Annotated in this window: 23 protein-coding genes; 3 read left to right on the top strand and 20 right to left on the bottom strand. The window is 47.1% G+C overall.

Annotated elements, in window-relative coordinates:
• Positions 1 to 16: 16 nt before the first annotated feature.
• The 5 genes from V1497_RS02015 to V1497_RS01995 form a co-directional block, all read right to left on the bottom strand.
• Entirely contained in the window at positions 17 to 1,297 is a 1,281-nt protein-coding gene (locus V1497_RS02015) for a DUF4179 domain-containing protein (protein WP_349409324.1), read from the bottom strand.
• Positions 1,294 to 1,806 (bottom strand): RNA polymerase sigma factor, encoded by a 513-nt coding sequence (locus V1497_RS02010; protein ID WP_349410723.1) that lies wholly within the window; start codon positions 1,804 to 1,806, stop codon positions 1,294 to 1,296. Before V1497_RS02010 ends, V1497_RS02015 begins: the two co-directional genes overlap by 4 nt.
• 133 nt (positions 1,807 to 1,939) lie before the next feature.
• The gene (locus V1497_RS02005) at positions 1,940 to 2,368 is read right to left on the bottom strand and encodes a tripartite tricarboxylate transporter TctB family protein (RefSeq protein WP_349409323.1); all 429 of its coding nucleotides are present in this window, start codon (positions 2,366 to 2,368) and stop codon (positions 1,940 to 1,942) included.
• Between the two features lie 254 nt (positions 2,369 to 2,622).
• Positions 2,623 to 3,639, bottom strand: a complete 1,017-nt coding sequence (locus V1497_RS02000; protein WP_349409322.1) for a C45 family peptidase — start codon at positions 3,637 to 3,639, stop codon at positions 2,623 to 2,625.
• Between the two features lie 110 nt (positions 3,640 to 3,749).
• Positions 3,750 to 4,445: a DUF421 domain-containing protein gene (locus V1497_RS01995; RefSeq protein WP_349409321.1), complete on the bottom strand. Its 696-nt coding sequence runs from the start codon at positions 4,443 to 4,445 to the stop codon at positions 3,750 to 3,752.
• Positions 4,446 to 4,570: 125 nt separating this feature from the next.
• On the opposite strand from V1497_RS01995, the gene V1497_RS01990 reads away from it, so the two are divergent.
• A complete protein-coding gene (locus V1497_RS01990; protein WP_349409320.1) occupies positions 4,571 to 4,843 on the top strand; it encodes a hypothetical protein in 273 nt (90 codons plus the stop codon).
• 24 nt (positions 4,844 to 4,867) lie between these two features.
• Here V1497_RS01990 and V1497_RS01985 read toward each other — a convergent pair whose 3' ends face one another.
• The 6 genes from V1497_RS01985 to V1497_RS01960 form a co-directional block, all read right to left on the bottom strand.
• The gene (locus V1497_RS01985; protein ID WP_349409319.1) at positions 4,868 to 5,425 is read right to left on the bottom strand and encodes an NAD(P)H-dependent oxidoreductase; all 558 of its coding nucleotides are present in this window, start codon (positions 5,423 to 5,425) and stop codon (positions 4,868 to 4,870) included.
• A gap of 102 nt (positions 5,426 to 5,527) precedes the next feature.
• Positions 5,528 to 6,436: a diacylglycerol kinase gene (locus tag V1497_RS01980; protein ID WP_349409318.1), complete on the bottom strand. Its 909-nt coding sequence runs from the start codon at positions 6,434 to 6,436 to the stop codon at positions 5,528 to 5,530.
• Positions 6,437 to 6,665: 229 nt separating this feature from the next.
• Positions 6,666 to 8,099 (bottom strand): Asp-tRNA(Asn)/Glu-tRNA(Gln) amidotransferase subunit GatB, encoded by a 1,434-nt coding sequence (gene gatB, locus V1497_RS01975; protein ID WP_349409317.1) that lies wholly within the window; start codon positions 8,097 to 8,099, stop codon positions 6,666 to 6,668.
• 15 nt (positions 8,100 to 8,114) lie between these two features.
• Positions 8,115 to 9,572 (bottom strand): Asp-tRNA(Asn)/Glu-tRNA(Gln) amidotransferase subunit GatA, encoded by a 1,458-nt coding sequence (gene gatA, locus V1497_RS01970; RefSeq protein WP_349409316.1) that lies wholly within the window; start codon positions 9,570 to 9,572, stop codon positions 8,115 to 8,117.
• A gap of 18 nt (positions 9,573 to 9,590) precedes the next feature.
• Positions 9,591 to 9,881 carry an Asp-tRNA(Asn)/Glu-tRNA(Gln) amidotransferase subunit GatC gene (gatC, locus tag V1497_RS01965; RefSeq protein ID WP_349409315.1) on the bottom strand — a complete coding sequence of 97 codons (291 nt, stop codon included), beginning with the start codon at positions 9,879 to 9,881 and terminating at the stop codon, positions 9,591 to 9,593.
• A 298-nt stretch (positions 9,882 to 10,179) separates the two neighbouring features.
• On the bottom strand, positions 10,180 to 11,613 hold the full coding sequence (locus V1497_RS01960) for a PLP-dependent aminotransferase family protein (protein WP_349409314.1): 1,434 nt from the start codon (positions 11,611 to 11,613) through the stop codon (positions 10,180 to 10,182).
• 149 nt (positions 11,614 to 11,762) lie between these two features.
• Between V1497_RS01960 and V1497_RS01955 the strand changes: the two genes are divergently transcribed.
• Positions 11,763 to 12,683 carry a DMT family transporter gene (locus tag V1497_RS01955; protein WP_349409313.1) on the top strand — a complete coding sequence of 307 codons (921 nt, stop codon included), beginning with the start codon at positions 11,763 to 11,765 and terminating at the stop codon, positions 12,681 to 12,683.
• A 199-nt stretch (positions 12,684 to 12,882) separates the two neighbouring features.
• On the opposite strand, the gene putP is transcribed toward V1497_RS01955, so the two are convergent.
• The 4 genes from putP to pruA form a co-directional block, all read right to left on the bottom strand.
• The gene (gene putP / locus V1497_RS01950) at positions 12,883 to 14,391 is read right to left on the bottom strand and encodes a sodium/proline symporter PutP (RefSeq protein ID WP_349409312.1); all 1,509 of its coding nucleotides are present in this window, start codon (positions 14,389 to 14,391) and stop codon (positions 12,883 to 12,885) included.
• A 788-nt stretch (positions 14,392 to 15,179) separates the two neighbouring features.
• Positions 15,180 to 15,350, bottom strand: a complete 171-nt coding sequence (locus tag V1497_RS01945; protein ID WP_349409311.1) for a hypothetical protein — start codon at positions 15,348 to 15,350, stop codon at positions 15,180 to 15,182.
• Positions 15,351 to 15,476: 126 nt separating this feature from the next.
• Positions 15,477 to 15,956: a DUF2306 domain-containing protein gene (locus V1497_RS01940; protein WP_349409310.1), complete on the bottom strand. Its 480-nt coding sequence runs from the start codon at positions 15,954 to 15,956 to the stop codon at positions 15,477 to 15,479.
• Positions 15,957 to 16,156: 200 nt separating this feature from the next.
• Entirely contained in the window at positions 16,157 to 17,707 is a 1,551-nt protein-coding gene (gene pruA / locus V1497_RS01935) for an L-glutamate gamma-semialdehyde dehydrogenase (RefSeq protein ID WP_349409309.1), read from the bottom strand.
• Positions 17,708 to 17,957: 250 nt separating this feature from the next.
• On the opposite strand from pruA, the gene V1497_RS01930 reads away from it, so the two are divergent.
• Complete coding sequence (locus V1497_RS01930) at positions 17,958 to 18,266, top strand: hypothetical protein (RefSeq protein WP_349409308.1); 309 nt, start codon at positions 17,958 to 17,960, stop codon at positions 18,264 to 18,266.
• 38 nt (positions 18,267 to 18,304) lie between these two features.
• Here the strand turns inward: V1497_RS01930 and V1497_RS01925 are convergent, their stop codons facing one another.
• From V1497_RS01925 to V1497_RS01905, 5 genes are all read right to left on the bottom strand, one after another.
• Positions 18,305 to 19,501 (bottom strand): CamS family sex pheromone protein, encoded by a 1,197-nt coding sequence (locus V1497_RS01925; protein ID WP_349409307.1) that lies wholly within the window; start codon positions 19,499 to 19,501, stop codon positions 18,305 to 18,307.
• A 19-nt stretch (positions 19,502 to 19,520) separates the two neighbouring features.
• Positions 19,521 to 21,527 (bottom strand): NAD-dependent DNA ligase LigA, encoded by a 2,007-nt coding sequence (ligA, locus tag V1497_RS01920; protein WP_349409306.1) that lies wholly within the window; start codon positions 21,525 to 21,527, stop codon positions 19,521 to 19,523.
• A 282-nt stretch (positions 21,528 to 21,809) separates the two neighbouring features.
• Entirely contained in the window at positions 21,810 to 24,035 is a 2,226-nt protein-coding gene (pcrA, locus tag V1497_RS01915; RefSeq protein WP_349409305.1) for a DNA helicase PcrA, read from the bottom strand.
• A 69-nt stretch (positions 24,036 to 24,104) separates the two neighbouring features.
• Positions 24,105 to 24,791, bottom strand: a complete 687-nt coding sequence (locus tag V1497_RS01910; protein ID WP_349409304.1) for a heptaprenylglyceryl phosphate synthase — start codon at positions 24,789 to 24,791, stop codon at positions 24,105 to 24,107.
• Between the two features lie 514 nt (positions 24,792 to 25,305).
• A complete protein-coding gene (locus V1497_RS01905) occupies positions 25,306 to 25,605 on the bottom strand; it encodes a YerC/YecD family TrpR-related protein (protein WP_349409303.1) in 300 nt (99 codons plus the stop codon).
• Between the last annotated feature and the right edge of the window lie 17 nt (positions 25,606 to 25,622).

The raw sequence follows: 25,622 nt of genomic DNA, 5'->3' as shown, positions 1-25,622 counted from the left end.
CTCCTTCCTTCAATCCTTATTTAACCGGAATCGTAATCGTTTTATCCACCGGATCTATCGTTACGTATTTGGTGATATGGAGCGTACGCTTTCCTTCTATGGTGCCGTCAAATACAAGGACGAGCTCCTTCCGCATGCCATCTTCTGCTTTGAAATAGTCACCTATATAGGCCTTTTCGAGCTTGGCAAAGATGTTTGAACCAATCAATTCCGCTTCTAAAATATCGAATTCATTTTCAGCATTTAGTGTGATTTCGGTTTTTCCTTTGCTCTCGGTGACATTGGTGATCGCGATCGTTTGATTGGCGAGATTGATTTTTTCCTGATCAAGATCGGTTTTACTGTCTGCTTGATGGGTTTCAAGTCCTTTTTCAAGTTTCAGGGTGAGTTCCTCAGGGTTTCCTTTCAACGCATCGAATTCGACCTCGAAGTAGTAATGCAGCATTTCTGTTCCATAGCCTAGCCCTTGTTGTTGGACAGGCTCATCATCTGCTTTTAACGAAAATTCGAACATAGAAGTCACCATTTCAGATTGCCATGCGCTGCGATCTTTCACATGGATCTTTCCTTTGAAGACGGTTTGGGTCGGTGTAGCGACCAATTCTTTTACGATATAATCGGCCGTGTTCGTTTTAATCGTCTGATTGATCTTCTGTTTGTATTTCGTCATTAATGCCTTTGAACGGTCTAGCTGAAAGCTTACTTCTGCAAACTTTTCCGGGTCGTTATCGTACGTTAATTGAAGAGTCAGCTCCTTCACGAAAGGATTAGGCGGTTCAAACGAATAAGCTTTTGTCATGGTCGTTCCATCTTCGCTCGTGCTCCCTCTCCCTGAGTCCATATGAATTTCACCGAAAAAGCTGTGTAACGATACACTCGTGTTCAAATGGAGGTCCTCAACCTTTTGATCCGGGTCATATAAGGTGTAAAGAATCACAAGCTGATTATCATCAAGCATCAGCCCATCGACGGTCATGGTTCCTCCATCAGGCAGATCCACACTTCTCCCGATGACTTGACCCTTTCCCTCGTTATTAAGCTCAGCCATGGAATCGGTAAGGACGGTGTCATACCCGAGGATTTTCTTCCCGTAATAAGCGATCGTATCAAACTGGTATGCGAATAAGAAAAACACCATGAAAGAAGCCGCGATTAGCATGAATTTCTTGTTAGGGCCTTTTCGTTTCGGCGGTTGGTTGTAGAGCCTGTTTCTCATTCGGTCTTCAAAATTGGCTGGTGCTTTCTTCGTCTGCATCTTTTTTGCGTATTCCTTCAAGTCTTTCTCGATATCTCTCATAGGTATTCACCCCCAAGGTAGCTTTTCAGCTTCTTCAAGCCGAATGAGATTCTCGATTTGACGGTTCCGATCGGTACCTTTGTGAGCTGCGCAATTGTTACATAATCATAATCGAGCCAATATCGCAGTTGAATCGCTTCTCGTTGCTCGTTGTTGAGCTGATCGAGATGTTTTTGCACATCGAGTTTATGGACGGTGTTGGCACCCTCTTGATCGTCAGATTGTTCATGGATCTCATCGGTGACGGTCAGTTTCTTCCGTTTTCGCAACATATCATGGCACTGGTTGACGAGAATCGTTTTGCTCCAGCTGTAAAACGATTCAGGCTTTTTCAGCCTGTCGATCTTCTCGTATAGAATCACGATCATGTCCTCGAGGACGTCCATTGCATCCTCTTCATGTCGTAAGTAGCTGTATGCCAGCCTGAAATATTCGTCCTTCCGCTCGAAAACGAGCTGCAGTAATGCTTCCTTATCTCCACGCTGTGCTTGGCGCACCCGCTTCTTCATCTGCAATGGAAGTCCCCCCTTTATCTATCTGTTAGAGTCATGAGCACCCCGAAAGGTTCACATCTTTTTTTGAAAAAATTTATTCATGTTGAAAAGGACTTCCATAAAGGAAGTCCTAACGACTATTACCAGTTTACGATTCTTCGCAATGATTATGATAATGCTTGCCGCTGCTTGGCGGCAGATCGTTATCTGTCATCCATGCGACCTGGCAGATTCGTTCTCCGTCGACGAGATACGTATACGTGTAGCCTTCATCATTCTTGAAGCTCACATTTAACTGGTAAGGTGAGTGATGCCTTGGCGCCCGTCTCTCAATCTGCCATTCTTCGTTCGGATACGTTTCTTTCAGGTGCTCTCTCAACTGCGCCATGCTTTTCTCTGTTTGATAGTCGTCCCAAAACGGTCTCACTGTGAAGAATAGAAATACAGATGTTGCGACTGCAATGGCAACAATCAGCCACTTCTTCTTCCTATGCTTCGGAACAAACAACATGATAGCCAGCGGAATTGCAACAACCCCAACCGCCATCAAAATCTCCGTAACCAATACCGGCTCCACACGCATCCCCCTTTATTGAAGTGCCGCTTCTTTTTGAAGTGTCAGGCACTGAAAATAAACCGTTCTCCCCCAACGCGTTTGAGATGGTGTCAGACACCAATTCAGAACCGTTGGTATGACTGAAAGTTGAATTGGTGTCTGACACTTCTGCTTTTGTTCAAACGTTTGTTTGAAAAGATAATCGTTGTTATATCAGGTGTTTAGCCCGTTTAATCAAATGTTTGTTTGATAATTTGTGAAATTTGTCGATGCACTCAAACACTTCTCTTCATGTTCAAAGAGCCTTTTAATTCTCCTGCTAAGTTTGTCTTTCCGTTCACCCAATCTGAGAATTTGAGGTCCATCGTTTCTGTACCGTTCGCCACCTTCGTAATGAATCGGTCCTCTTCAAAGAAATAAGCAAAGGTATGTAAGGTTCCGAACAACATCTCGTAATCTTCATAGAACATCGGAGAGGTCGAATCACTGAACCAGTTGAACAATTCTTCTCCGTCTGCCTTTTTCGTTTCAATCGCTTCCTTACGATCTAATGAGGATCCAAGTCGCTCCCGATTAAATTCGTTCATATGTGGAGCCTGGAAGTGATTCGTGCAGGAGATTGGTGTTTCGGCAGAACGAACTTCTACCTTCGTTGGTGATGCTTCAACAACGACGTGATGACCGCTACTGTCTCCAATCGAATAATTGTAGGAGCAGGCATGAGGCAACTCCTTTAACAATTGGATACAATCATCGGTTGTTTTGCACATGTCAGCCATCATTCGGGTAATCGTTGTGCTGATCAACCCTGTCACTTGATGGGCGTTATTCACGAAGTGTAACGCTATCGCCACACCATGTTCATTCACACTTTCATGACGACCAAGCTGATGCAAACTGTATCCTACACTTGCGAACGCTTCCTCAGGCTGTGAGAACACCAACTGGTGGTCATAGATGATTGGAGAAAGATCATAATTCCGTACGATGTACTCCTTCGTCACAACTGAGGAGCACCCCATCGTTTCGAGCTTCGGTAGCCCATAGCCACTGAAATAACGCATCGCCTTTTCAATCGGCAGCTCAAGCGCGTCCGCCAAGCCTTCCATCTCCTCGAGAAGATGCGGTGCAAAGGCTTTGAACACAGCGGTTGCTTCATTCACATCGATTTCCTCTGTGAGCATGTCCTCCATCCAACGCATATGTTTACGATTTAGCTGCTCTCCCTGCTGTCTGCCAATTTCATAAGTGCTGCCCCGTAATTCCAGCACCTTCACCTTGAACGCTTCCATCCCGAATCCCCTCTTACATTCTTTTCCATAAGCATAACAAATAAAGAAGTGTCAGGCACCATTTTTTCTTCTTAGAGCCGCAAGGGCTTGAAAATGGTGCCTGACACTTTTCAATGGATTTGGTCGTCTTTTCGGTCGATATAGAGGGAGCCGTCTTTTTGGACTTCTGCGAAGAAAACCTCTGCTGCTGAGCCTACACCGGCCTTACGTAGCTGCTGCTCGAGCCAGATCGGCTTCAAGTCTAAGAGCTGGAGGTTCTTATAATTGATTTTCCCGTCTGATATGACTTCGGTGCCGATTGGAATGATCCCACCGAGCTTGTACAACCCGACGTCTTCCTTCGTTACCGTTTGTTTCGGTTCTTTTTTCATGACCGAGAGCGTGCCATCGGTTTCAAAGATGGCGTAATCGACGTCCGCCAACGAAAACACGTTCTTTTTCCGGAGCATCAGGTTGAGGGAGTCCATATCCAGCCGGGCTTTTCGTAACGCACGCTCCATGATCTTACCGCCTTTTATCACAATCAGGGCATCTCCGTTGATCAGCTTTCGTGCCTTTTTGGATTTGAGGTCGATTAATCCCAGCGCGATCGTGAACAGGGACCATCCGGCTAACGCATAGAGGCCTTGTGCGATGCTCAGTTTACCCTCCGTCGCCAACGAGCCTCCGATGTTTCCGATCGCAACGGCGGAAACGAAGTTGTGGAACGTGATTTGACTCAGTTCCTTCCGTCCCATCACCCTAGTGAGCACCAATAGCGCAATGAATGATAATGCCAATCGAATCGTCAAATCTGTATAGTTCATGCCTGTCTCAACCCTTTCACACTCGTCTTCCTATTGGTTCCCAATTTTTTCTTTTATCATTCCAATTGGGCTAGTGCTATGTAGGAAAATCGGGTATATAATGGTTATAAGAGGAGGCGCCGTCCATGTTACCCATCGTTTTATTGACATTGCTCAGCTTCAGCTGGATCATTTTCAGCTGGATCGCCATCTATTATCCGAAAAAGGTGCGTTGGTATTTGCTTCCCTATTTCGTGTTCCAGCTCGGACAGACGCTGATTGTTTACAGTGTCGTTTTTGTATCGGGTTGGGAGAATATCGGGTATGGCAGTCTTGGAGTCGCCCTCATCGGACTTTCAATCTTCCTCCTTGTGATCGTAAAGGTAAACAAACACAACAACCATACGAAAAACGCTTGAGGTCTGCTGGCCCCAAGCGTTTTTTTATACATGAAAATAACGTGCAAGATGCTGATGCAAGGAGCTCCGGTAGTAATCAATGTCCGGATTCTTCTTTACATCAAAGCAGGAAAAGGTCTTCAACCCTTTCATACCGACGTATTTATGGACGAGGTGTAACGGGAAAAGGACATCCTCGACATTCCGTCCTTCGAAGAACTTGTTTCGGTCGTTGAACGCCTCATAAGGCGCATTCCATGTGGTCGAGAACATGTACGTTTTACCGGTCAGCAGTCCTCCGCCTGTTCCGTACTCTGGTGTATTCCCGCGGAAGTAAACGCCATGCTCATGCGTCTCGTCGAAATAGCGCTTGAAAAGGGCTGGGACGCTGTAATTGTAGATCGGCGTCTGATAAATGACCGCATCGGCCCATTTTACCTTCTCCTGTTCTTCACTTTTCTCATATCCGTCCGCAAGTACGGTCGTTTTTACCTCGTATTGAGGGGATAGCTTTTCCACGATTTCATTAAAAAGAGTCTTATTGAGCTCGCCTCTTGAATGTTCATAGTATTCGTGTCCATTGATGACAAGAATTTTCTCCAAAGCCTCCACTCCTCTCTTAAAATCGGATTGTACCAGTTGTTCCTCTTAGCTTGCAACAAAAGAAAAGAACCAATCCCTCTTAAGGGTTGGTCCTATTGCGTTTTATCGGTCGTGTTCAAAGCGTTCTTTCGGGACGATCATTTGCAGGTGGTGTCTTAGGTTGACGAACTCGCCTGGAAGCAGTCCACCGTATTCCCCGTCGAGGTTCAGCTGCATTTTTTCATCTGTATGAATCTTCACGCGTCTCGCTTTTTCATAAATGATGTGTTCATCTCGGATGTGGTCCCCTTTGAGCGCAAGAGTCGCGATGCGGATAAACTCAGCGAGGTTCGTCTTTTTCAGGATGACGAGGTCGAAGTAGCCGTCGTTGAATTCAGAGAGTGGTGCGAGTTTTTCAAAGCCTCCGACGGAGTTCGTGTTCGCCACAAGGAAAAGCATGACGTCGCCTTCAAACACCTTGTCATCGTACTCGATCTTGACGTTCGTCGGGCGGATCGACGGCAGCATTTCTACCCCTTTTAAATAATAAGCGAGCTGGCCGATCATCGTCTTCAGTTGGCTTGGTACGGCGTAAGTAAGCTCCGTAAGCTTCCCGCCGCCAGCGATGTTGACGAAGTACTTCCCGTTTACGCGTCCGATATCGACGGGTATATCGATACCTTCGCATAGCACGTCGACCGCTTTTTCAATGGTACGTGGCACGCCAAGAGCGCGGGCAAAATCGTTCGTCGTCCCGGCTGGGATGATTCCCATTTTCGGGCGGTTCGGCTGCTCCGCGATTCCGTTGATGACCTCATAGATCGTTCCGTCTCCACCAGCGGCAATGACGAGGTCGAACTCCCGGTCCACGGCGTGTCGTGCTGCTCGGGTTGCATCGCCTTCGTCTGCGCATGTGGCATGGGCAGACGTTTCATAGCCTGCTTTTTCGAGCTTCTCCAATATGTAAGGCAATTGACGTTTCACTAGCTCCCGCCCTGATGTCGGGTTATAAATCAATCGTGCTCGTTTCATATAAATCACCTTTTATCTAACGTTCAAATTGGTAATACGTATTATTATATGCATTCGTCGTCCGTTGTCATGTGCATCATTTTAGACAAAGTTGAATTGTAAATTTTTCTAGCTCATCTTATTATAGAGACCTTAAATGCAAAATGCAAAGTCCTAACTATCTAATCTGATCAAAATCCTGGACCCATGCAGAAAGGAAGCCCATCTCACGGGCTTCCTTCTAGCTTCTCTATCGTTTATCCATTTCTTCGACGAGCAATTTGTTGACCATCGGCGGGTTCGCTTTTCCTTTCGTCGCCTTCATCACCTGGCCGACGAGGAAACCGAGCGCGCGGTCTTTTCCGTTCTTGTAGTCTTCGATTGATTGTTCGTTTTCATCTAAAATGCCGGTCACGATCTTGCGAAGCTCACCTTCGTCAGAGATTTGGACGAGTCCTTTCTCTTTGACGATAACTTCCGGATCGCCGCCTTTTTCGATGAGTTCCTTGAACACCTTCTTCGCAATCTTCGAGGAGATCGTGCCTTTTTCGATGAGGTCGATCATTTTCGCAAGGCCTTCCGGCGTGAGGGCGACTTCATCAATCTCTTTGTATTCTGCGTTCAGGTACGCAGACACTTCACCCATCATCCAGTTCGATGCCGCTTTCGCATCAGCACCTTGTGCGAGCACTTCCTCAAAGAAATCGGACATTTTCTTCGACTGGGTTAAAACCATCGCGTCATACGCTGGCAGCTTCAGGTCTTCGATATAGCGCTGCTTCCGTATGTCTGGTAGCTCAGGGATTTCGGAGCGAACGCGTTCGATCCATTCTTCGTCGATGGAAAGACCGACGAGATCCGGCTCTGGGAAGTAACGGTAGTCATCCGATCCTTCCTTAACACGCATAAGGATCGTCTTTTTCGTCTGTTCGTCAAAACGGCGTGTTTCCTGAAGAATTTCTCCACCACTGAGGAGTTCTTTCTCCTGACGGACTTCTTCGTGTTCGAGACCTTTTTGCACATTGGCAAATGAGTTCAGGTTCTTAAGCTCAGCCTTCGTTCCGAATTTCTCCTGTCCGACCGGGCGGAGTGAGATATTCGCGTCGCAACGCAACGATCCCTCTTCCATTTTACAGTCGGAAACCTCAGTATATTGAAGGATTGCTTTCAATTTTTCTAAGTAAGCATACGCTTCTTGCGGTGTACGGATGTCCGGCTCGGATACGATTTCGACGAGTGGCGTTCCTTGACGGTTCAAGTCCACGAGCGAGTGGGTTCCGTCGTCGGCGTGCATCGATTTACCAGCGTCCTCCTCCATATGGAGACGGGTGATGCCGATTTTCTTCTTGTATCCGTCGACCTCGATTTCGATCCAGCCGTTTTGTCCGATCGGCTTATCGAATTGCGAGATTTGGTACGCCTTCGGGTTATCCGGATAGAAGTAGTTTTTACGGTCAAATTTCGTTTCGCGTGTGATTTCACAGTTGAGTGCCATGGCAGCACGCATCGCAAAATCAACCGCTTGCTTGTTCACGACAGGCAGGACACCTGGGTGACCGAGACAAATCGGGCACACATTCGTGTTCGGCGGTGCTCCGAATTCCGTGGAGCAGCTGCAGAAGATCTTCGAGTTTGTTTTCAGTTCAGCGTGGACTTCAAGTCCAATGATCGTTTCAAAATGCATCTTTTCGTCCCCCCTTTACAAGTTCGGCTTGTTTTGATGATGGTCTGTCGCTTGCTCATAGGCGTGGGCAACGCGATAGATTGTGCTTTCATCAAACGCTTTTCCGATGATTTGTAGTCCGACTGGCAGGCCGTTTGAAAGGCCGCATGGTACAGAGATCGCTGGTACGCCTGCAAGGTTCACAGGGATCGTCAGGATGTCGTTTGCATACATCGTGAGTGGATCGTCCGTCTTCTCTCCGATTTTGAACGCTGGTGTCGGTGTTGTCGGTCCAAGGATCACATCATATTTGTCGAGGACTTGATCGAAGTCGTTCTTGATCAACGTCCGTACTTTCTGGGCTTTCTTATAATACGCATCGTAAAATCCGGAGCTCAACGCGAATGTACCAAGCATGATACGGCGTTTCACTTCGTCTCCGAACCCTTCGCTACGTGTTTTGTTGTAAAGCTCAAGCAGGTTCTTCGCGTCATCTGCTCTTACGCCGTAACGGACACCGTCGAAGCGTGCGAGGTTAGAGGATGCTTCCGATGATGCAAGCAGGTAATACGTCGCTACACCATATTTGGAGTGTGGAAGGGATACTTCTTCCCACTCAGCCCCCATGCCTTCAAGCACTTTGAGGGCTTCCATGACGCGGTTCTTGACGTCTTCGTCTACCCCTTCGCCGATGTATTCTTTTGGCACGGCGATCTTGAGACCTTTGACGTCGCCAGTAAGAGCTGCTGTATAGTCTTGCTTGTCTACGTTTGCAGACGTCGAGTCCATTGGGTCGTGACCTGCGATCGCTTGTAGCAAGTACGCGTTGTCTTCGACCGTGTTCGTGATTGGTCCGATCTGGTCAAGGGATGAAGCGAATGCTGTGAGTCCGAAACGGGACACGCGGCCGTACGTCGGCTTTAGACCGACGACGCCACAGAATGCCGCTGGCTGACGGATGGAACCGCCTGTGTCAGATCCTAATGAGAACAAGACTTCTCCAGCAGCGACGGATGCAGCTGATCCACCAGAGGAACCGCCTGGTACGTGGTCTGTGTTCCATGGGTTACGTGTTTGGAAAAAGCCGGAGTTCTCGTTGGAGGAGCCCATCGCGAATTCGTCCATGTTAAGTTTTCCGACTGTGATCGTTTCCGCTTCTTTCAGCTTTTGGATGACCGTTGCATCGTAAACCGGCACGAAATTCTCTTGAAGCTTACTTCCGTTCGTCGTGCGGAGGCCTTTCGTCGAGATGTTGTCCTTAATCCCGATTGGCAGACCGAATAGGAGTCCGCGCATTTCGTCGGTCCCCATTTTGCTGTCGAGGTACTTCGCTTGTTCGCGTGCCTCTTCTTCATTCAACGTCAAAAATGCTTTCACTTTCTCGTCCACCTGTTGGATGCGAGAGAAGGAAGCATCTACGAGTTCACTTACTTTCATCTCTTTTTTATGTAAGAGCTCGTGTAGCTCTGAAATCTTCTTATCAAATAAAGACATCGTCCGTTTTCTCCCTCCCTACTCTAAAACAGCTGGGACCTTGATCAGGCCGTTCTGCTTGTCTGGTGTATTCTTGAGCGCTTCTTCGTTGGAAAGCCATGGCTTCACTTCGTCCTCACGAAGAACATTCTTCATATCTAAAACGTGTGTGGTCGGTTCCACATTATCTGTATCGAGTTCATTCAGCTGTTCGGCATAGCCGATGATGTCGTCAAGCTGCTTAGAGAACATGTCCGCTTCTTCGTCCGTCATGTTCAAGCGCGCAAGCTTGGCAACGTGCTTCACTTCTTCTTTCGAAATTCGAGACAAATCATCCACCTCCAAAAAATCGTACGTATTGCAATATACTGATGATACCAAAAAGCCCCCCGCCAAATCAACAAAAGCCACGGAGGTGTCAGGCACCGACCGAGAAGTCAACGGCAGAGCGGGTTCTGTGTCGGTGCCTGACACTTCTCATCAACCGTTGGGGCTGTTGGGGTTTGTGAGGGTGTCTGACACCAACTGCGACCCGTTGCAGGGCAAGGGTTGCTGGTTGGTGTCAGACACTTCCTAAGAACCGTTGCGCCCCTTAGGATGCGAAATGGTGCCTGACACTACTGATAGTCTACACCAACGATGCGATCAGCTGGGCGAGATGGGTGATGCCTTCGGTGTTTTCGCGGTCACTGAGCGTTGAGAAGCTGAGTCGGATTGCTGGCGTCGGTGCGTCACCGACGAAGCAGGCGCTGCCTGGCAGGAAGCTGATGGACCGTTCGTTGGCGCGTTTCCGAAGCTCATCGATGTCGATCCCCTCAGGCAGCTCGACCCAGAGGTTCAGTCCGCCTTTCGGTAGTGTGTACCGGACATTCCCGCTCAAGTAGACATCGAGGATTTCAGATGTGATGTCCCGACGGATCTGCAGGGCGATCCGCAGTTTCTCGAGGTGGTCCTTCATTCGCTTCGTCCGCATGAACGGCAACAGCGCTTTCTGGTTCAAGAGCGGACTACCTACGTCCATCGACGCTTTCGAGATGTAGAGCGATTCATAAAGCGAGTCATCGGCGATCAACGCCCCAAGGCGGATTCCGGGTGCCATCGTCTTGCTGAAGCCCTTCAAATAGATGCAATGACCCGCGTCATCGAAGTACTTAATCGGCTTCGGCGGCAGCACGCCATCAAAGTAAATCTCACTGAACGAATCATCCTCAACGATCAAGAAGCCATATGTCTCCGCTAACTCCAACAGCTCTTTCCGTCGCTTTTCACTCATCGTCCCGCCCGTCGGGTTGTGAAACGTCGGATTTACGTACACGAGCTTAGGAGGTGCGGTTCGGCATTGCTCCTCCAAAACGTCCATCCGCATCCCTTCTTCGTCGATCGGAATCGGCACAATCGCATTTCCACGGTTCATGAATGTGTCAATCGCCGCTCCGTAGCAAGGACTCTCCACTGCTACCGTGTCCGTTGGTGTCAAAAACGTATTCGCGACAATGTTGATCCCTTGCTGGACGCCGCTCGTGATCAGGATGTTATCCGCTGACGTCTGATAGCCGAGCTGCTGTTCCACATACGTTGATACCTCTTCTCTGAGTTCCTCATCCCCTTCGACAGGCCCGTAGGTTGTCAGGATCATCGGATTTTCATCTAAAATCGCTTTTGTCTGCTGAGCAAGGAAATGGCTCGGCAGCAGGCCGGGTGACACGACTGCTTTTGAAAAATCGTAATGATACTTCGAACGGTTTACGAGATATTGCGAGCGCTGAAGAAGTGTTGAAAACACCTCTTGCTCAGCTTCCTCTTCCGTAAAAGGCTTCGTTTTATGCTTACTTTTTACGAATGCACCCTTTCCTTGAAAGACCTCGATATGGCCTTCCTCCTCCAGCCGCTGATACACCTTGTTGACGGTCAGGTAATTGACCTTCAATTCAGTGGACAGCTTCCGTAGCGAGGGCATCTTTTCACCGTCCGGAAGTGCCCCGGTCTGGATCCGGTTCAGAATTTGATGATAGATCTGCTGGTGGATCGGCGTGGCGGATTCCTTTTGCAGTACGAGCTTCACGAATGTGCACCTCCTTTTTCGTCGTCTCTCATATACTCTAAGTAAACCGCACCCTACATCCTTTTTCAAGAAGAAGTGTTATACACTACGCGCAACTGTTATACATATCACGCCTTATACTCCTCTTAAGCATAGAAGGAGGTTTGCATATGATTTTTCTAAACTACTTGCTCGTATGTGTTATATTCGGCACGACTTTTTTGTTCATAAAAATCGGTATCGAGGCTGGTGCGACGCCGATTCTTTCAGGCGGTGTCCGGTTCACGATCGCCGGCTTACTCGTTCTCGTTTATTTCGCAATTAAACGGGAACAGGTCAAGCAAGCGCTCCTGTCCAAACCGCTGGTCGTCGTCGGTTTCTGTATCACGTTCATGACATTCTCGACCTTGTATTGGGCAGAGCAGTACATCACGTCGGGGCTGGCGGCTGTCCTTTCCGCAACAGGACCATTGATGATTCTCTTGATTCAGCGGCAAAGGAAGGAAGCTTCATTGGATTCAGTCCAGATTCTCGGCCTGCTGATTGCGCTTGCCGGTGTCGTTTTCATCTCGTTACCCGGGTTTAGCAGCGCGCTGTCCTACATGTGGGTAATTGGCTGTATCGTTGTGTTGATCGGTGAATTCGGCTACGGGTACGGCTCCGTTTTTTCCAAGCGGTATTTTGCTACGGAACAACGGTTTTCTCCTTTTCTCATGAACGGGGTGCAAATGTTTTACGGCGGACTAATGCTAATCGCTTTTTCGATGATTGTTGAGGATCCTAGCTTCTCTTCACTCATCGCAAACACAAATGCTCAGGTGGCGATGGTTTATTTAATTTTCGTCGGTTCTATCGGTGGGCACGGGCTTTATTACTGGCTCATTTCGAAGACGAATCCTGTCTTCCCTTCGACCTGGCTGTATGTATCACCGCTCATCGCAATCACTGTCGGCTATCTCTTTTTAAAAGAAATGGTTTCACCGATCATGATTCTTGGTGCGTTTTTCATCATATTCGGCGTACTGCTCTCAAACCGCCATTCAATTTTGAAGCTCGTGCGGAACGGCCAAGTGACACGCTCGGATTTTTAGCTTTGGATCGTATTTCGGGCGATTCGGATAGTATTTTGCTGAATTCGGATAGTAAATCAGGAAAACCGGATAGTATTGTGCAAAAAACGGATAGTAAATCACGAAACTCGGATAGTAAATCGCACAAATCGGATAGTAAAACAAAAAAAGGACCGGCCCCTCAATGAGGCCAGTCCTTCAGTCACTTAATCAATGCTATTTAAATTTCGTCAGCAACTTCGTCGAATTCAGTTTCGACAGCGTCTTTCGGTCCATTACCCATCATACTTACGATCAAGATGGCAATCGTAGCAAGGATGAATCCAGGTACGATTTCGTAAAGGCTGAATGGAATGACTGCTGCAGATTGCTCTGCTCCTTCTGGTGGAGTAGATAGCAGCTTCCAAACGACAACTGTTACAGCACCTGTGATGATTCCAGCAAGCGCACCGTTACGCGTCATGCGCTTCCAGAATAGTGACAAGATGACAACAGGTCCGAATGCGGCACCGAATCCTGCCCAAGCATAACTAACAAGTGTCAGTACTTGGCTTTCTGGGTCGGATGCGATGAAGAGTGCAATCAATGCGATTCCAAGTACAGCGAAACGACCGATCCATACAAGTTCTTTTTCACTTGCATCTTTACGTAGGATCGCTTTGTAAAAGTCTTCTGCAAGAGCACTTGATGAAACAAGTAGCTGAGAGTCGACAGTACTCATGATCGCTGCCAGGATTGCTGCAAGTAAGATTCCTGATACCCAAGGGTTGAACAATACTTGAGTGAACAAGATGAAGACTGTTTCCGTGTCTGCACCTTGAAGTGGGTTATCCGCAAAGTATGCGATACCTGCTAGACCAGTGAAAATCGCACCGAATAGGGAAATAACCATCCAACCGATTCCGATCACACGTGCTTTCGGAATGTCTTGTGGAGATTTTACTGCCATAAAACGAGTAAGGATATGTGGTTGTCCAAAGTAACCAAGTCCCCAAGCGAGTGATGACACGATTGCGAAGAATCCTGCAGCACCACCCATACCTGCCATGATATCAACATATGCAGGGTCCATGTTACCAACTTGGTTGATTGTTTCATTCCAACCACCAAGCTCGTTGATTGCAACGATTGGTACGATGATTAAGGCTAAGAACATCAAGATACCTTGAATGAAGTCTGTCCAACTTACCGCTAGGAAACCACCTAGGAACGTGTAAGAGATAATGACAATTGCGCCAATCCACAATGCGGACGTGTACGTCATATCAAATGAAGATTGGAATAGTTTTGCTCCTCCTACAAGTCCTGAAGCCGTATAAACGGTAAAGAAGAATAGGATAACAATCGCTGAAATGACACGTAAAACTTTTGAGTTGTCGCGGAAACGGTTTTCGAAGTAATCCGGGATCGTGATGGAATCCTTTGATACTTCGGTATACGTACGAAGACGTTTCGCAACAAATTGCCAGTTCAGATATGCACCGACAGATAGACCGATACCGATCCATGCTGCACTCATACCACTTGCATACATAGCACCCGGCAATCCGAGTAAGAGCCAACCACTCATATCAGAGGCTCCGGCACTTAATGCTGCAACTCCTGGAGTTAGGCTTCTTCCACCAAGAACATAATCAGATAAATTACTTGTCAGACGATACGAGATGATCCCGATCGTCAACATAACGACTAGATAGATTATAAACGTTATTAACGTAGGTAAATCCATTGAATTATTTCTCTCCCTTCGATTCTACGAAAAATGATATGACTGATAGTATGACGACTAATGGCATAGGTACAAGCAACCAAAACCATGTTGCTGCTGATAGACTGAATTCTTCCACATGAGCACCTCCTGTACGTTTATATACAATCATTATGCAAATTGAAATCTTACTCGCTTTCCGCGATACTCCGCACTTGTTGCCACCGTTAAAGAGGATAACATAATATAATGTTAAGAACATTGTGATAATTATTAAATTACAAGTGGAATGTATATTTATGCGTATATATTGGAAATGAAAGCCTTTTCTCGGTAATAAAATAATATCTATTCAAAAAAATTTATGAAGATTAATTTAAGGATATTTTTACCATTTGGTTATTTTTACAGCATGTCATCCCTCCTATATTTTGCCCCAGGCGCAAAAAATATTATGCACGAAACGTTCTTTAGACCTAGATAACGCACTATAAATCTTATACCCAAAATAAACCTCTACAACTCTTTAAATAATGAAAAAAACACCGTCACGGCGGTGTTTTTCGTCTTGATCATAGCTTTTGCAGTCCAAAATGAATAGGAAGACGGAAAAATCGGGGTAGATCTCACTGAAAAAGCGGATTATCCTCTCTTTTTTGAGTGGAAGAGCTGTAATGAAACGATAATTGTGGTCCGACGAGGCCATTATCTACAAAAATGAGGAATGATCTACGAAAATTTGGATTTATCTACGAAAAAAAGAAATTATCTACGAAAATTCAGGATTATCTACAAAAACGCGATTTTATCTACAAAACCTCATCCAGTGTCAGACACTTCCCCCAACCCTTGGCATCACAGCCTCCTTCGGAAGTGCCTGACACATCTTTCGATCCCTTCTCCAGCAAGGCTTCTCTGAAAGTGCCTGACACCTCTTTCAACTCCCTCTCCATCAAGGCCTCTCTGAAAGTACCTGACACCTCTCTCGACCTCTTCTCCAGCAAGGCTTCTCTGAAAGTGCCTGACACCAAAGAAATGACACCAATAAAAAAACACCGCGGTAAGCGGTGTTTCTCCAATTGCATGTGGTATGCATTTGTCGGCCTTCAGGAAACGACGTCTGGTCCTGCTTTTTTCTTCTTTGGAATGTACTTTCGGCTGACTGCAGCGATTATTGGTGTACCGATAATCGTCGGTAAGAACCAGAAAATCAAAACAGGCAATTCGTTCAACACGGGAACTTTGCTTATATTCACGACGATGGTCGCTGTGATGATGCCGATGTAAGAACCGAGCATTCCCCCAATGTGCATTCTCATCCAATTTTTCCACATCCGTTTACGCGCTAAGTACCCCATCAGAGCTAACCCGTATGAAAACAGTGCGATATAAAACAGATACGCGCTTTCATTCCAATTCCAGATCGACATGACGACTGCGGTGATAAAAACCAACACATACGAACCGTGGTAGATTTCACCGTACAGCGTGTGTTTCCCTTTCCTTTTTCGCACACCTGCTGCCAGTCCGCCTACAATGATACAGATGATCCCCGTGATGATATGTACAATCAAGAAATAGTCCATCAACCCTCACAACCCTTCACCCATGCATTCATGGAATGTTTTTACATTACCATACTATAAGCGTTGTGCGACCTGTAAAACAGAATTTTACATAAAAAAGGTTCAGCTACTCTTGTTTCTTAAAGAACAACCAAAAACACGCTCCAATATAAAAAACCCCCTCAACCAGTGAGGGGGTTCTGCACCTAAATCGATTCTTCTTACAATCCTTCAGATGTTGTCTTCGGTTGCATGTGTTGTACGAGGTAGTCTGGTCCTCCAGCTTTGGAGTCTGTACCTGACATGTTGAATCCACCGAATGGTTGGTATCCAACGATTGCACCTGTACAACCGCGGTTGAAGTAAAGGTTACCAACGTGGAAGTCTTCCTTCGCACGCTTGATCTTCTCACGGTCGTTCGTAAGAAGTGCACCTGTAAGACCGTATTCTGTGTTGTTTGCAATTTCAAGCATGTGATCGAAGTCACGCGCTTTACTGAATGCAACAACTGGTCCGAAGATTTCTTCTTGCATGATACGAGCTTTCGGATCAAGATCAGCAAAGATCGTAGGTTGGATGAAGTAACCTTTGGAATCGTCACCTTCTCCACCTGCCATGAGTCGGCCTTCTTCTTTACCGATTTCGATGTAGCTCATGATCTTGTCAAATGCGCCTTTATCGATAACTGGTCCCATATACGTGTTATGGTCTGTTGGTTCACCAGTAACAAGCTCTTTCGTCAACTTGACTGCGCGATCCAAGACTTCATCGTAGATGTCCTGATGGACGACTGCACGGGAACCGGCAGAACATTTTTGTCCAGCGAATCCGAATGCAGAGTATACGATGGATTGAGCAGCTAGATCAAGGTCAGCGTCTGCGTCGACACATACTGTATCTTTACCACCCATTTCAACGATGACACGCTTCAGCCATTTCTGACCGTCTTGAATTTTTGCAGCACGTTCCCAAATACGTGTACCGACGTCGCGTGATCCTGTGAAGCTGATGAAACGCGTTCTAGGGTGATCGACGAGATAGTCTCCCACTTCAGAACCGCTACCAGGCAAGTAGTTCAATACGCCTGCTGGTGTTCCAGCTTTCAACATCACATCAGCAAACCAAGCCGCAACAACTGGTGTCGCACTTGCCGGCTTAAGGATGACTGTGTTACCCGTTACGATCGGTGCAACAGTCGTTCCAGCCATGATCGCAAATGGGAAGTTCCATGGAGAGATCGTAATGCCGACTCCTAATGGAATGTACTTGTATTGGTTGTGCTCAATTGGACGACTTTGGATCTGTTTACCGTCTTTGATTTCGAGCATTTGACGTCCATAATACTCGAGGAAGTCGATTGCTTCAGCTGTGTCAGCGTCTGCTTCCTTCCACGGCTTACCTGCTTCTTTCACCATCAAAGCAGAGAATTCATGCTTACGGCGGCGGATTTCTGCAGCAGCACGGAATAATACGTTCGCGCGCTCCTCAGGGTCTACCTTGCGCCAAGTTTCAAAAGCTTTGTCCGCAGATTGCATTGCTTTTTCAGCAAGCTCTTGGTTCGCTTTCGAAACACGACCGATGACCTCTTCTTTGTTCGCTGGATTGTACGAAACAATCTTTTCATCAGTAGAGACATATTCTCCGTTGATGATTAGGTCATAGTCTTTACCTAATAGTTCTTTCTCGACTTTTTTCAAAGCTTCTTCAAAAGCTTCACGATTTTCCTTAACGGAAAAATCGGTAAATGGCTCGTGTTTGTAAGGTACTACCATAAGTATGAACCCCTCCAATTTCCCAATAGAGTAGTATTGAAAACGCATACATAGTTTTCAATTACAACCTCATTCTAACCTATAAAATCTCCGCTTTCAAACATTGAGCAATAGTCAGAATATTCCCTTTAACAAACAACAGGAATCCCTTGTTTTTCAACCATTTTCAGGCAACGATCCGATGTTCATAATCACGCAAAATAGGGAATAAGATACCGTACATCATCCATTGGTTCAGGAGGGGGTCACTGTGTCAAATGTCGATATCTTAATTCCAGCTTATATCTTCATCTTCCTGATGGTTTTCGGTCTTTCCCTTCTTTACGTCATAAAAAGGCCCACAGTATCTGCGTGGTTGATCTGTACGTTATTCGTCATTGAAGAGGCGATCATCATCGCCATCTTCTTCAAGCTCGCTTTTCCGATCGGAAGTGGTATTTTCGCGATTCTCTGGACCTATATCGGTCTGATCGGCATCGTCCTCGGCCTTATCATCCTACTCACCACGTTCCTAATCAGACGCAGACAACTGAACCGAGATCATAAAGAAAACCCCTGAAAAGCGCGTAATACGCTTTTAGGGGTTTTAACATATCATCAATAAATATGAACAATCGAATCTTCCTTCGATGGATCAGAGACAATCAAGCTTTCAATCTGATCGAGTGAGGATTTGATATTCACCTCAACGACTTCGTCAGGGAAGTACTGCTTCACGAGATAGTTCACATATTGCGTGAACGATATCACTTCAGCCTTACCCTGGAATTGCATCGGAATTTCTATCGACAGCTTCGACAGTTGGTCTTCACGATAAATCGCTTCACCAATCACACCAATGTAATTCGGGAAGTACTCCTTGATCTTCGATTCAAACTGGATGAACGTATTGTAGTCCTCGCGATGATCCTCTTCTGCTTCCTTGGACGGGAAGAAATAGTACTTCTCATTCACGTCCTCCCAATCCACCTTCGTCTCACCTGGTTTCACGACAGCCTTTCCGAAATAATTACCCGGAACGACTGAACCATGCTTTTCTTCCAGATAAAGTCCGATAACGATCGGAACATCCTTCAGCTCAGGATGCTGTCGGAGGCGGTTAATGACCTCCTGCCCGGTTTTCGCAGCGTATTTTTTGACCTCACTTGCGGTAAGATCCTCTTCACCCGGATGAAGGCGGCCTTTCTCATCCTTGACGGTAAAATAATACGTCGAATTGAAGGCGAGCGCGATGGAAATCCCGCCAAGCTTGACGCTGTCCTTTCCGCTATCCTTCAAATAGTTCTGCTCAAGGATATAGGAAAGGATTTTCGGATCCTTCTTCAGCATGTCGATCTTCTTTTTGACATCGGCATTCTCATACGCCTTCTCATCCAACCCAGGGTTTAAGCCTTCCTGCAAGAAGGCATCCTTCCCCTTCCCGACATCCTGGCTGGTACGCTTCAACCAGTTACGGATCGTATCCTTTGAAATGTACTGCCCTTCTTGGAAGTAGTACTCATCAACGTCGAACGTCTTTTTTGAAAGACGCATCAAACCTAATTCCATCTCATCGATATCAATCCGGTTATCGACACCGTAATTGATCTCTCCACGTGCTGCCCCCGGTTCATAGTTCTTCAGGGATTTATAGTATTTATCTTCCGTTGTGTTGATGTTCTGTAACGGAATCGCTTTTTCATTATCATTATTTTCTTCTTCCACGACGGGATCCTTTTTCAGATTGTCGAATGGAAGACAGCCAGACAACAGGATTAAAGAGGCACTCACAATTACTAAAAGCTTTTTTAACATCCCCTAATCTGCACACTCCTTAATTTTTGAGCTTACTGACGAAAGTTTCCTCGTCCCAGATGTCGATTCCGAGTTTTTCCGCTTTCGTAAGCTTAGAACCTGCATCCTCTCCGACAATCAACAGGTCCGTACTCTTACTGACGCTGCCGGTCACTTTCCCACCAAGCCGTTCGATTTCTGCTTTCGCATCGTTCCGTGAGAGCTGGTACAGTTTACCCGTCAAAACGATCGTCTTCCCGCTGAACGGGGAATCGATGTTTTCCGTTTCACTGCGCTTCAGCCCTTTGTATTCCATGTTGACCCCTACACGGCGAAGGTGGTCAAGTAAATCGGATACTTCAGGTTTTTCAAAATAGAGGACTACCGAATCCGCCATGATTTCGCCGAATTCATGAATGGACGTAATGTCTTCACGTGTCGCCTTCTGAAGGTTCTCCATCGTTTCAAAATGCTCGGCAAGCGTCCTCGCTGCCTTCGCACCGACATTCCGGATCCCGAGACCGAACAAAAGCTTCTCCAATGAATTATCCTTGGATGCTTCAATCGCTTTCAACAGGTTATCAACGGACTTCTCACCCATCCGTTCAAGCTGAAGCAGCTCCTCGCGCTTCAATTCATAAAGGTCTGCTACATCCTTAATCAGGTTTTCATTGAAAAGCTGTGTAATGACCTTCTCGCCGAGTCCGTCGATATTCATCGCATTCCGTGAAACGAAGTGGATCAATCCTTCACGGATTTGGGCAGGACAGGTCGGATTAATACAGCGTAACGCTACCTCATCCTCAATGCGGACGAGTTCACTTTCACATTCCGGACAGTGCGTCGGCATATGGAAATCCTTTTCTTCACCTGTACGCTTCTCTTCAATGACATTCACGACTTCAGGGATGATGTCGCCTGCTTTTTTGACGATTACATAGTCCCCAATCTTGATATCCTTCTCACGAATCAGATCCTCATTATGAAGGGAAGCACGTTTCACAGTCGTACCAGCAACTTGTACAGGCTCGAGGATGGCGGTCGGTGTGACGACACCTGTCCGTCCAACAGTGAGCTCGATGTCATTGAGCCTTGTCACGACCTCTTCAGCCGGGAATTTGTACGCCACGGCCCAGCGAGGGCTTTTCACCGTTGTGCCGAGTTCATCCTGTTGATCGAGTGAATCGACCTTGATGACAATCCCGTCGATTTCATAGTTAAGGTCTGGGCGCTTCTCAACCCAGCCATTCACGTATTCAATCACATCTTCAATCGTCTCGCACCGCTTCCATTCCGGATTCGTTTTGAAACCGAGCTTGCTCAAATAGTCAAGACTTTCACTGTGTGAGTCGATGTTCACACCATCGTACTGGCCGGCACCGTATACAAAAATATCCAGGTTACGGCTTGCGGCGATCTTCGGATCAAGCTGACGCAATGAACCGGCTGCGGCATTCCGAGGGTTGGCGAATTGCTCGACGCCCTCTTCCTCCCGAGCCTCATTCAGCTTCGTAAACGATGCTTTCGGCATGAACGCCTCGCCTCGCACCTCTAACGTCGCATTTTCCTTCAAGCAAAGTGGAATGGAACGGATCGTCTTTAAATTATTCGTGATGTCTTCTCCTATTGTGCCGTCGCCACGGGTTGCCCCTCTGACGAAACGACCCTCTTCATAAAGGAGTGAAACAGCGAGACCATCGATCTTCAGCTCACACACGTAACGGACTTCTCCACCGACCCCTTCACGGACGCGTCGATCGAAATCCCGAAGGTCCTGTTCGTTGAACGCGTTGCCGAGACTGAGCATCGGAGTACGGTGTTCGACCTTCTGGAATGCATCGATCGGTTCGCCTCCAACACGCTGGGTCGGTGAATCCTCCGTGCGCAGATGCGGGTATTCCTGTTCAAGCTTCATGAGTTCATGCAGCTTCTGATCATACTCCGCGTCAGGTACGGATGGTTTATCCAATACATGATATTCATAATTATATTGGTTCAAGACTGTACTCAGTTCTTCAATCTTGGTCTTCGCTTGTTCCTCGGTCATCGCTTTACCTCTTTTCTATATCTGATAAAAATTTCTATGAAATACACTCCCTTTCCGCGGGCTAAAGAAAAGCGCAAGCGACCCGTTTAGTCACGCAGGTCACTGTAAGACTGACGAGGAGGCTGTCGCCGCCGCAGGAAGTCTGAAGTGATCCGAGTGACTGGGAGCTGAGCTAGACATCACTTCCTCAGTCTCGCCTGGCTCGCTATTCCCGCAGGAGTGTCGTGTATTTCCTTGAAATTTTCAAATCGTAAACAAAGCCAATCGTCTTAAGGTTTTATCTTATGCCTTCTCAATCGGGGCGAATTTCGCGAGCAGGCGCTTGATGCCTGTCGGCTGTGGGAATGCGATGTCGAGCTCGAGGGAATCGCCTTCACCCTTCGTGCTCACAACCGTTCCGACACCCCATTTGCCGTGCTTCGCTTTATCACCGACGCTCCAATCAAGCCCTTCGCCGCCTTTTCGGACAGGCGTTTTACGATGCGCACGTTGTGGTGCTCCAGCTCGAGGCGCTGCGCCACCACCAGACGTCTGCATCCAAGGAAGCGTCTCCTTTTCCTCGTTCAGCGTTTCGATGAGTTCTTCCGGAATTTCGTTGATAAAACGGGACGGTGGATTCATCGTCGTTTTCCCGTATAACGTCCGCATTTTCGCGTTCGTCAAATAGAGCTCTTCCTCAGCACGGGTGATCCCGACGTAGGCAAGCCGGCGTTCCTCCTCCATCTCATCGTCATCGAAAATGGAACGGCTATGCGGAAAGATGCCTTCTTCTAATCCCATCAAAAAGACGACCGGGAACTCAAGACCCTTCGCAGAGTGGAGCGTCATCAGCACGACGCCGTCCTTCTTCTTGTCCTCTTCGTCATCATCCATCTTATCGATGTCAGCAACGAGGGCGAGGTCCGTCAAGAACGACACAAGGCTCTTGTCTTCGTTCTGCTTTTCGAATTCCTGTGTAACCGATAGGAATTCATCCAGGTTTTCGAGACGGCTTTGTGATTCAATCGTTTTCTCTTTTTTCAACTCATCCTTATAACCGGTCTTCTCAAGCACCTCTTCTGTCAATTCCGTAACAGACAGGTACTCCTGCATTTTTGACCAATTCATCACTTGATCGCGGAACTCCGTGAGACGGTTCACGAAACGTGCGCTCAAACCCATCTGCTCGACTTCACCCAAAGCTTCCATAACGGAAAGGTCATGCATCGCTGCGTATTGGACAATTTTATCGAGCGTAGTTGATCCAATTCCACGTCTCGGTACATTGATGATCCGGCTTAGGCTGATGTCGTCATCCGGATTAGAAATCAGACGCAAGTATGCGAGGATGTCCTTGATTTCTTTTCTGTCGTAGAACTTTGTGCCTCCGACGATCTGGTACGTAATGTTCGATTTGAGAAGCGCTTCCTCAATGACACGGGATTGGGCATTCGTTCGGTACAGGACCGCCATATCTGAAGGCTTGCGTCCTTCCTGGAGCATCTCCTTCATTTTACCGACGACGAAATAACTCTCTGTATGTTCACTATCCCCTTGATAGTAGTGGATATTCTTACCTTCTGTATTTTCCGTCCAAAGGTTCTTCGGCTTCCGGCCTGTATTGTTCTGGATGACCTCGTTCGCCGCTTGTAGAATCCGTTGCGTCGAGCGGTAATTTTGCTCAAGCAAAATGACTTCCGCATCCGAATAGTCCTCTTCAAATGAAAGGATGTTCGTAATGTCGGCTCCACGCCAGCGATAGATTGACTGATCCGAGTCACCGACGACGCAAAGGTTGCGGTACTTGTCCGCAAGCATGTTGACGAGCACGTACTGGGCACGGTTCGTATCCTGGTACTCATCGACATGGATGTATTGGAATTTGCGCTGATAATGCTCCAGCACTTCCGGCACACGCTGGAACAGCTTGATCGTCGACATAATCAGGTCGTCGAAGTCGAGCGCATGGTTTTTACGAAGCTGTTTTTCGTACACCTCGTACACGTCTGCAGCCACTTCTTCATACATGCCTGCCGCGGTCTTTTTGAAATCCGATGCTGTTTTCAGTTCGTTCTTCGCAGAGCTGATCGTTCCGAGGATGCTTCTCGCATCGAACTTTTTCGTGTCGAGATTCAAGTCCTTCAACGCCTGTTTGATGACAGACAGCTGATCCGTCGAATCGAGAATCGTGAAGTTCCGGTTAATTCCGATCCGGTCGGAATCTCTACGTAAAATCCGTACGCACATCGAGTGGAACGTCGAAATCCAGATGTTGTCCGCAGCCGGTCCTGTTATGGATGCCACCCTGTTCTGCATTTCTCGTGCGGCTTTGTTCGTAAAGGTGATCGCAAGGATGTTCCACGGCGCGACTCCTTTTTCGATGAGCAGGTACGCAATCCGATGCGTAAGCACACGGGTCTTTCCACTTCCCGCTCCTGCCATAATCAATAATGGTCCTTCTGTATGTTTGACGGCTCTCTTCTGCTCAGGATTTAGACCTGAGAGCAGCCTTTCAACGATTTGTTGCAAGTTCAACACCACCTAAGCAAACGTATGTTCTTACTTTTTATTCTACCTTATCGGTTCCTGAAATACAATTTAACCTTTGACGACTTTCACCGTTCGTAATGCTGCGTCCAGGTCTTCATAAATGACATTTCCGACGACGATCGTATTGGCGAATTGCGCCATTTCACGGGCCTGCTCCTGATCCTTGATTCCCCCGCCATAAAAGAAATGCGTCTTATCGAGTACTGTACTGATATCTTTTACAAGATCGACATCTCCGTATGTACCGCTGTACTCAAGATAGAAAATCGGCAGGTGGAACATATTCTCCGCCAATTGCGCATAGGCAAGGACATCCTCATGGTCCAGGTCTGTATCCGCTTCGGTCAGCTGGGCAACCTTCGAATCACCGTTGACGATACAGTAGCCCTCGGTTACGAGCTCCTCCCAATTGATGAGATGACCATACTCCTTCAGCGCTTTTCTGTGCAGACCGACGATCCAGTCAGGGTTTTTACTGTTCATCACACTCGGTACAAAATAAAAATCGAATCCTGGTGTGATCGATTCGATGTTTGAAACCTCCAACACACAAGGCACCGTATATTTCCGTATGCGTGAAAGAAGGTCGATCGTGTTCTCGATTGTGACCCCATCACTGCCGCCGACAATAACGGCATCTGTACCAGATTCACAAATCTGATCCAATGCTTCCGGCGTGATTTCTTTATTCGGATCGAGCTTGAAGACGTGCTTCCACTCTTTATATTCGAACATCGTGTGTCCTCCTCAATTTACACTTCCTTTAAGGATTATAACAGAAATGGTAAGGCGGAAAAACAAAGGACACATTGGTGTATGTTGACAAAATGATGACGGATGGAGCATTGTTCAGTGGATTGCGTTGCTCATTTTGTCACAACTCGATTTTGGGCACCTCATAGCGCTCGTATGAGGTGCTCATTTCGCTGTATCTTCTTTTTCAGCACCTCATAGCGCTCCAATGAGGTGCCCATTCCTCCGCTTATCCATTTTCACCACCTCATAGCGCTCCAATGAGGTGCCCATTCCTCCGCTTATCCATTTTCACCACCTCATAGCTATCGTTTGAGGTGCTCATTTCGCCGCTTCTCCATTTTTGGCACCTCATAGCGCTTGTTTGAGGTGCTCATTCCGTTGTTTCTTCTATTTCAGCACCTCATAATGCTCGTTTAAGGTGCTCATTTCGCGACTTCTCCATTTCCACCACCTCATACAGAAAAAACGTCTGCAGCTGCAGACGTTCTCCTTATTAATCTTGTTTTTCTTTTAGACGATCCAGCGCCATTTCATAGGTGTCATTGCCGTAATTCAAGCAACGCTTCACGCGCGAAATCGTCGCGGTGCTTGCGCCTGTTTCGTTTTCGATCTTATGATACGTATACCCTTCACGAAGCATTCGCGCTACCTCCAGCCGCTGAGCCAATGACTGGATCTCGTTGATCGTTGCGAGATCATCAAAGAACCGGTAGCATTCTTCGCGGTCTTTCAACGTGAGGATCGCGTCGAAAAGTTGATCGAGCGTTTTCCCTCTTAGTTTATCGATTTGCATCCTATCACTCCTTCAAA

Origin of the sequence: Pseudalkalibacillus sp. SCS-8 (assembly GCF_040126055.1) — a bacterium.
GTDB classification, from domain to species: domain Bacteria; phylum Bacillota; class Bacilli; order Bacillales; family Fictibacillaceae; genus Pseudalkalibacillus; species Pseudalkalibacillus nanhaiensis.
Note: the sequence above shows the minus strand (reverse complement) of the source record. Positions and strands in the feature narration are given on the sequence as shown.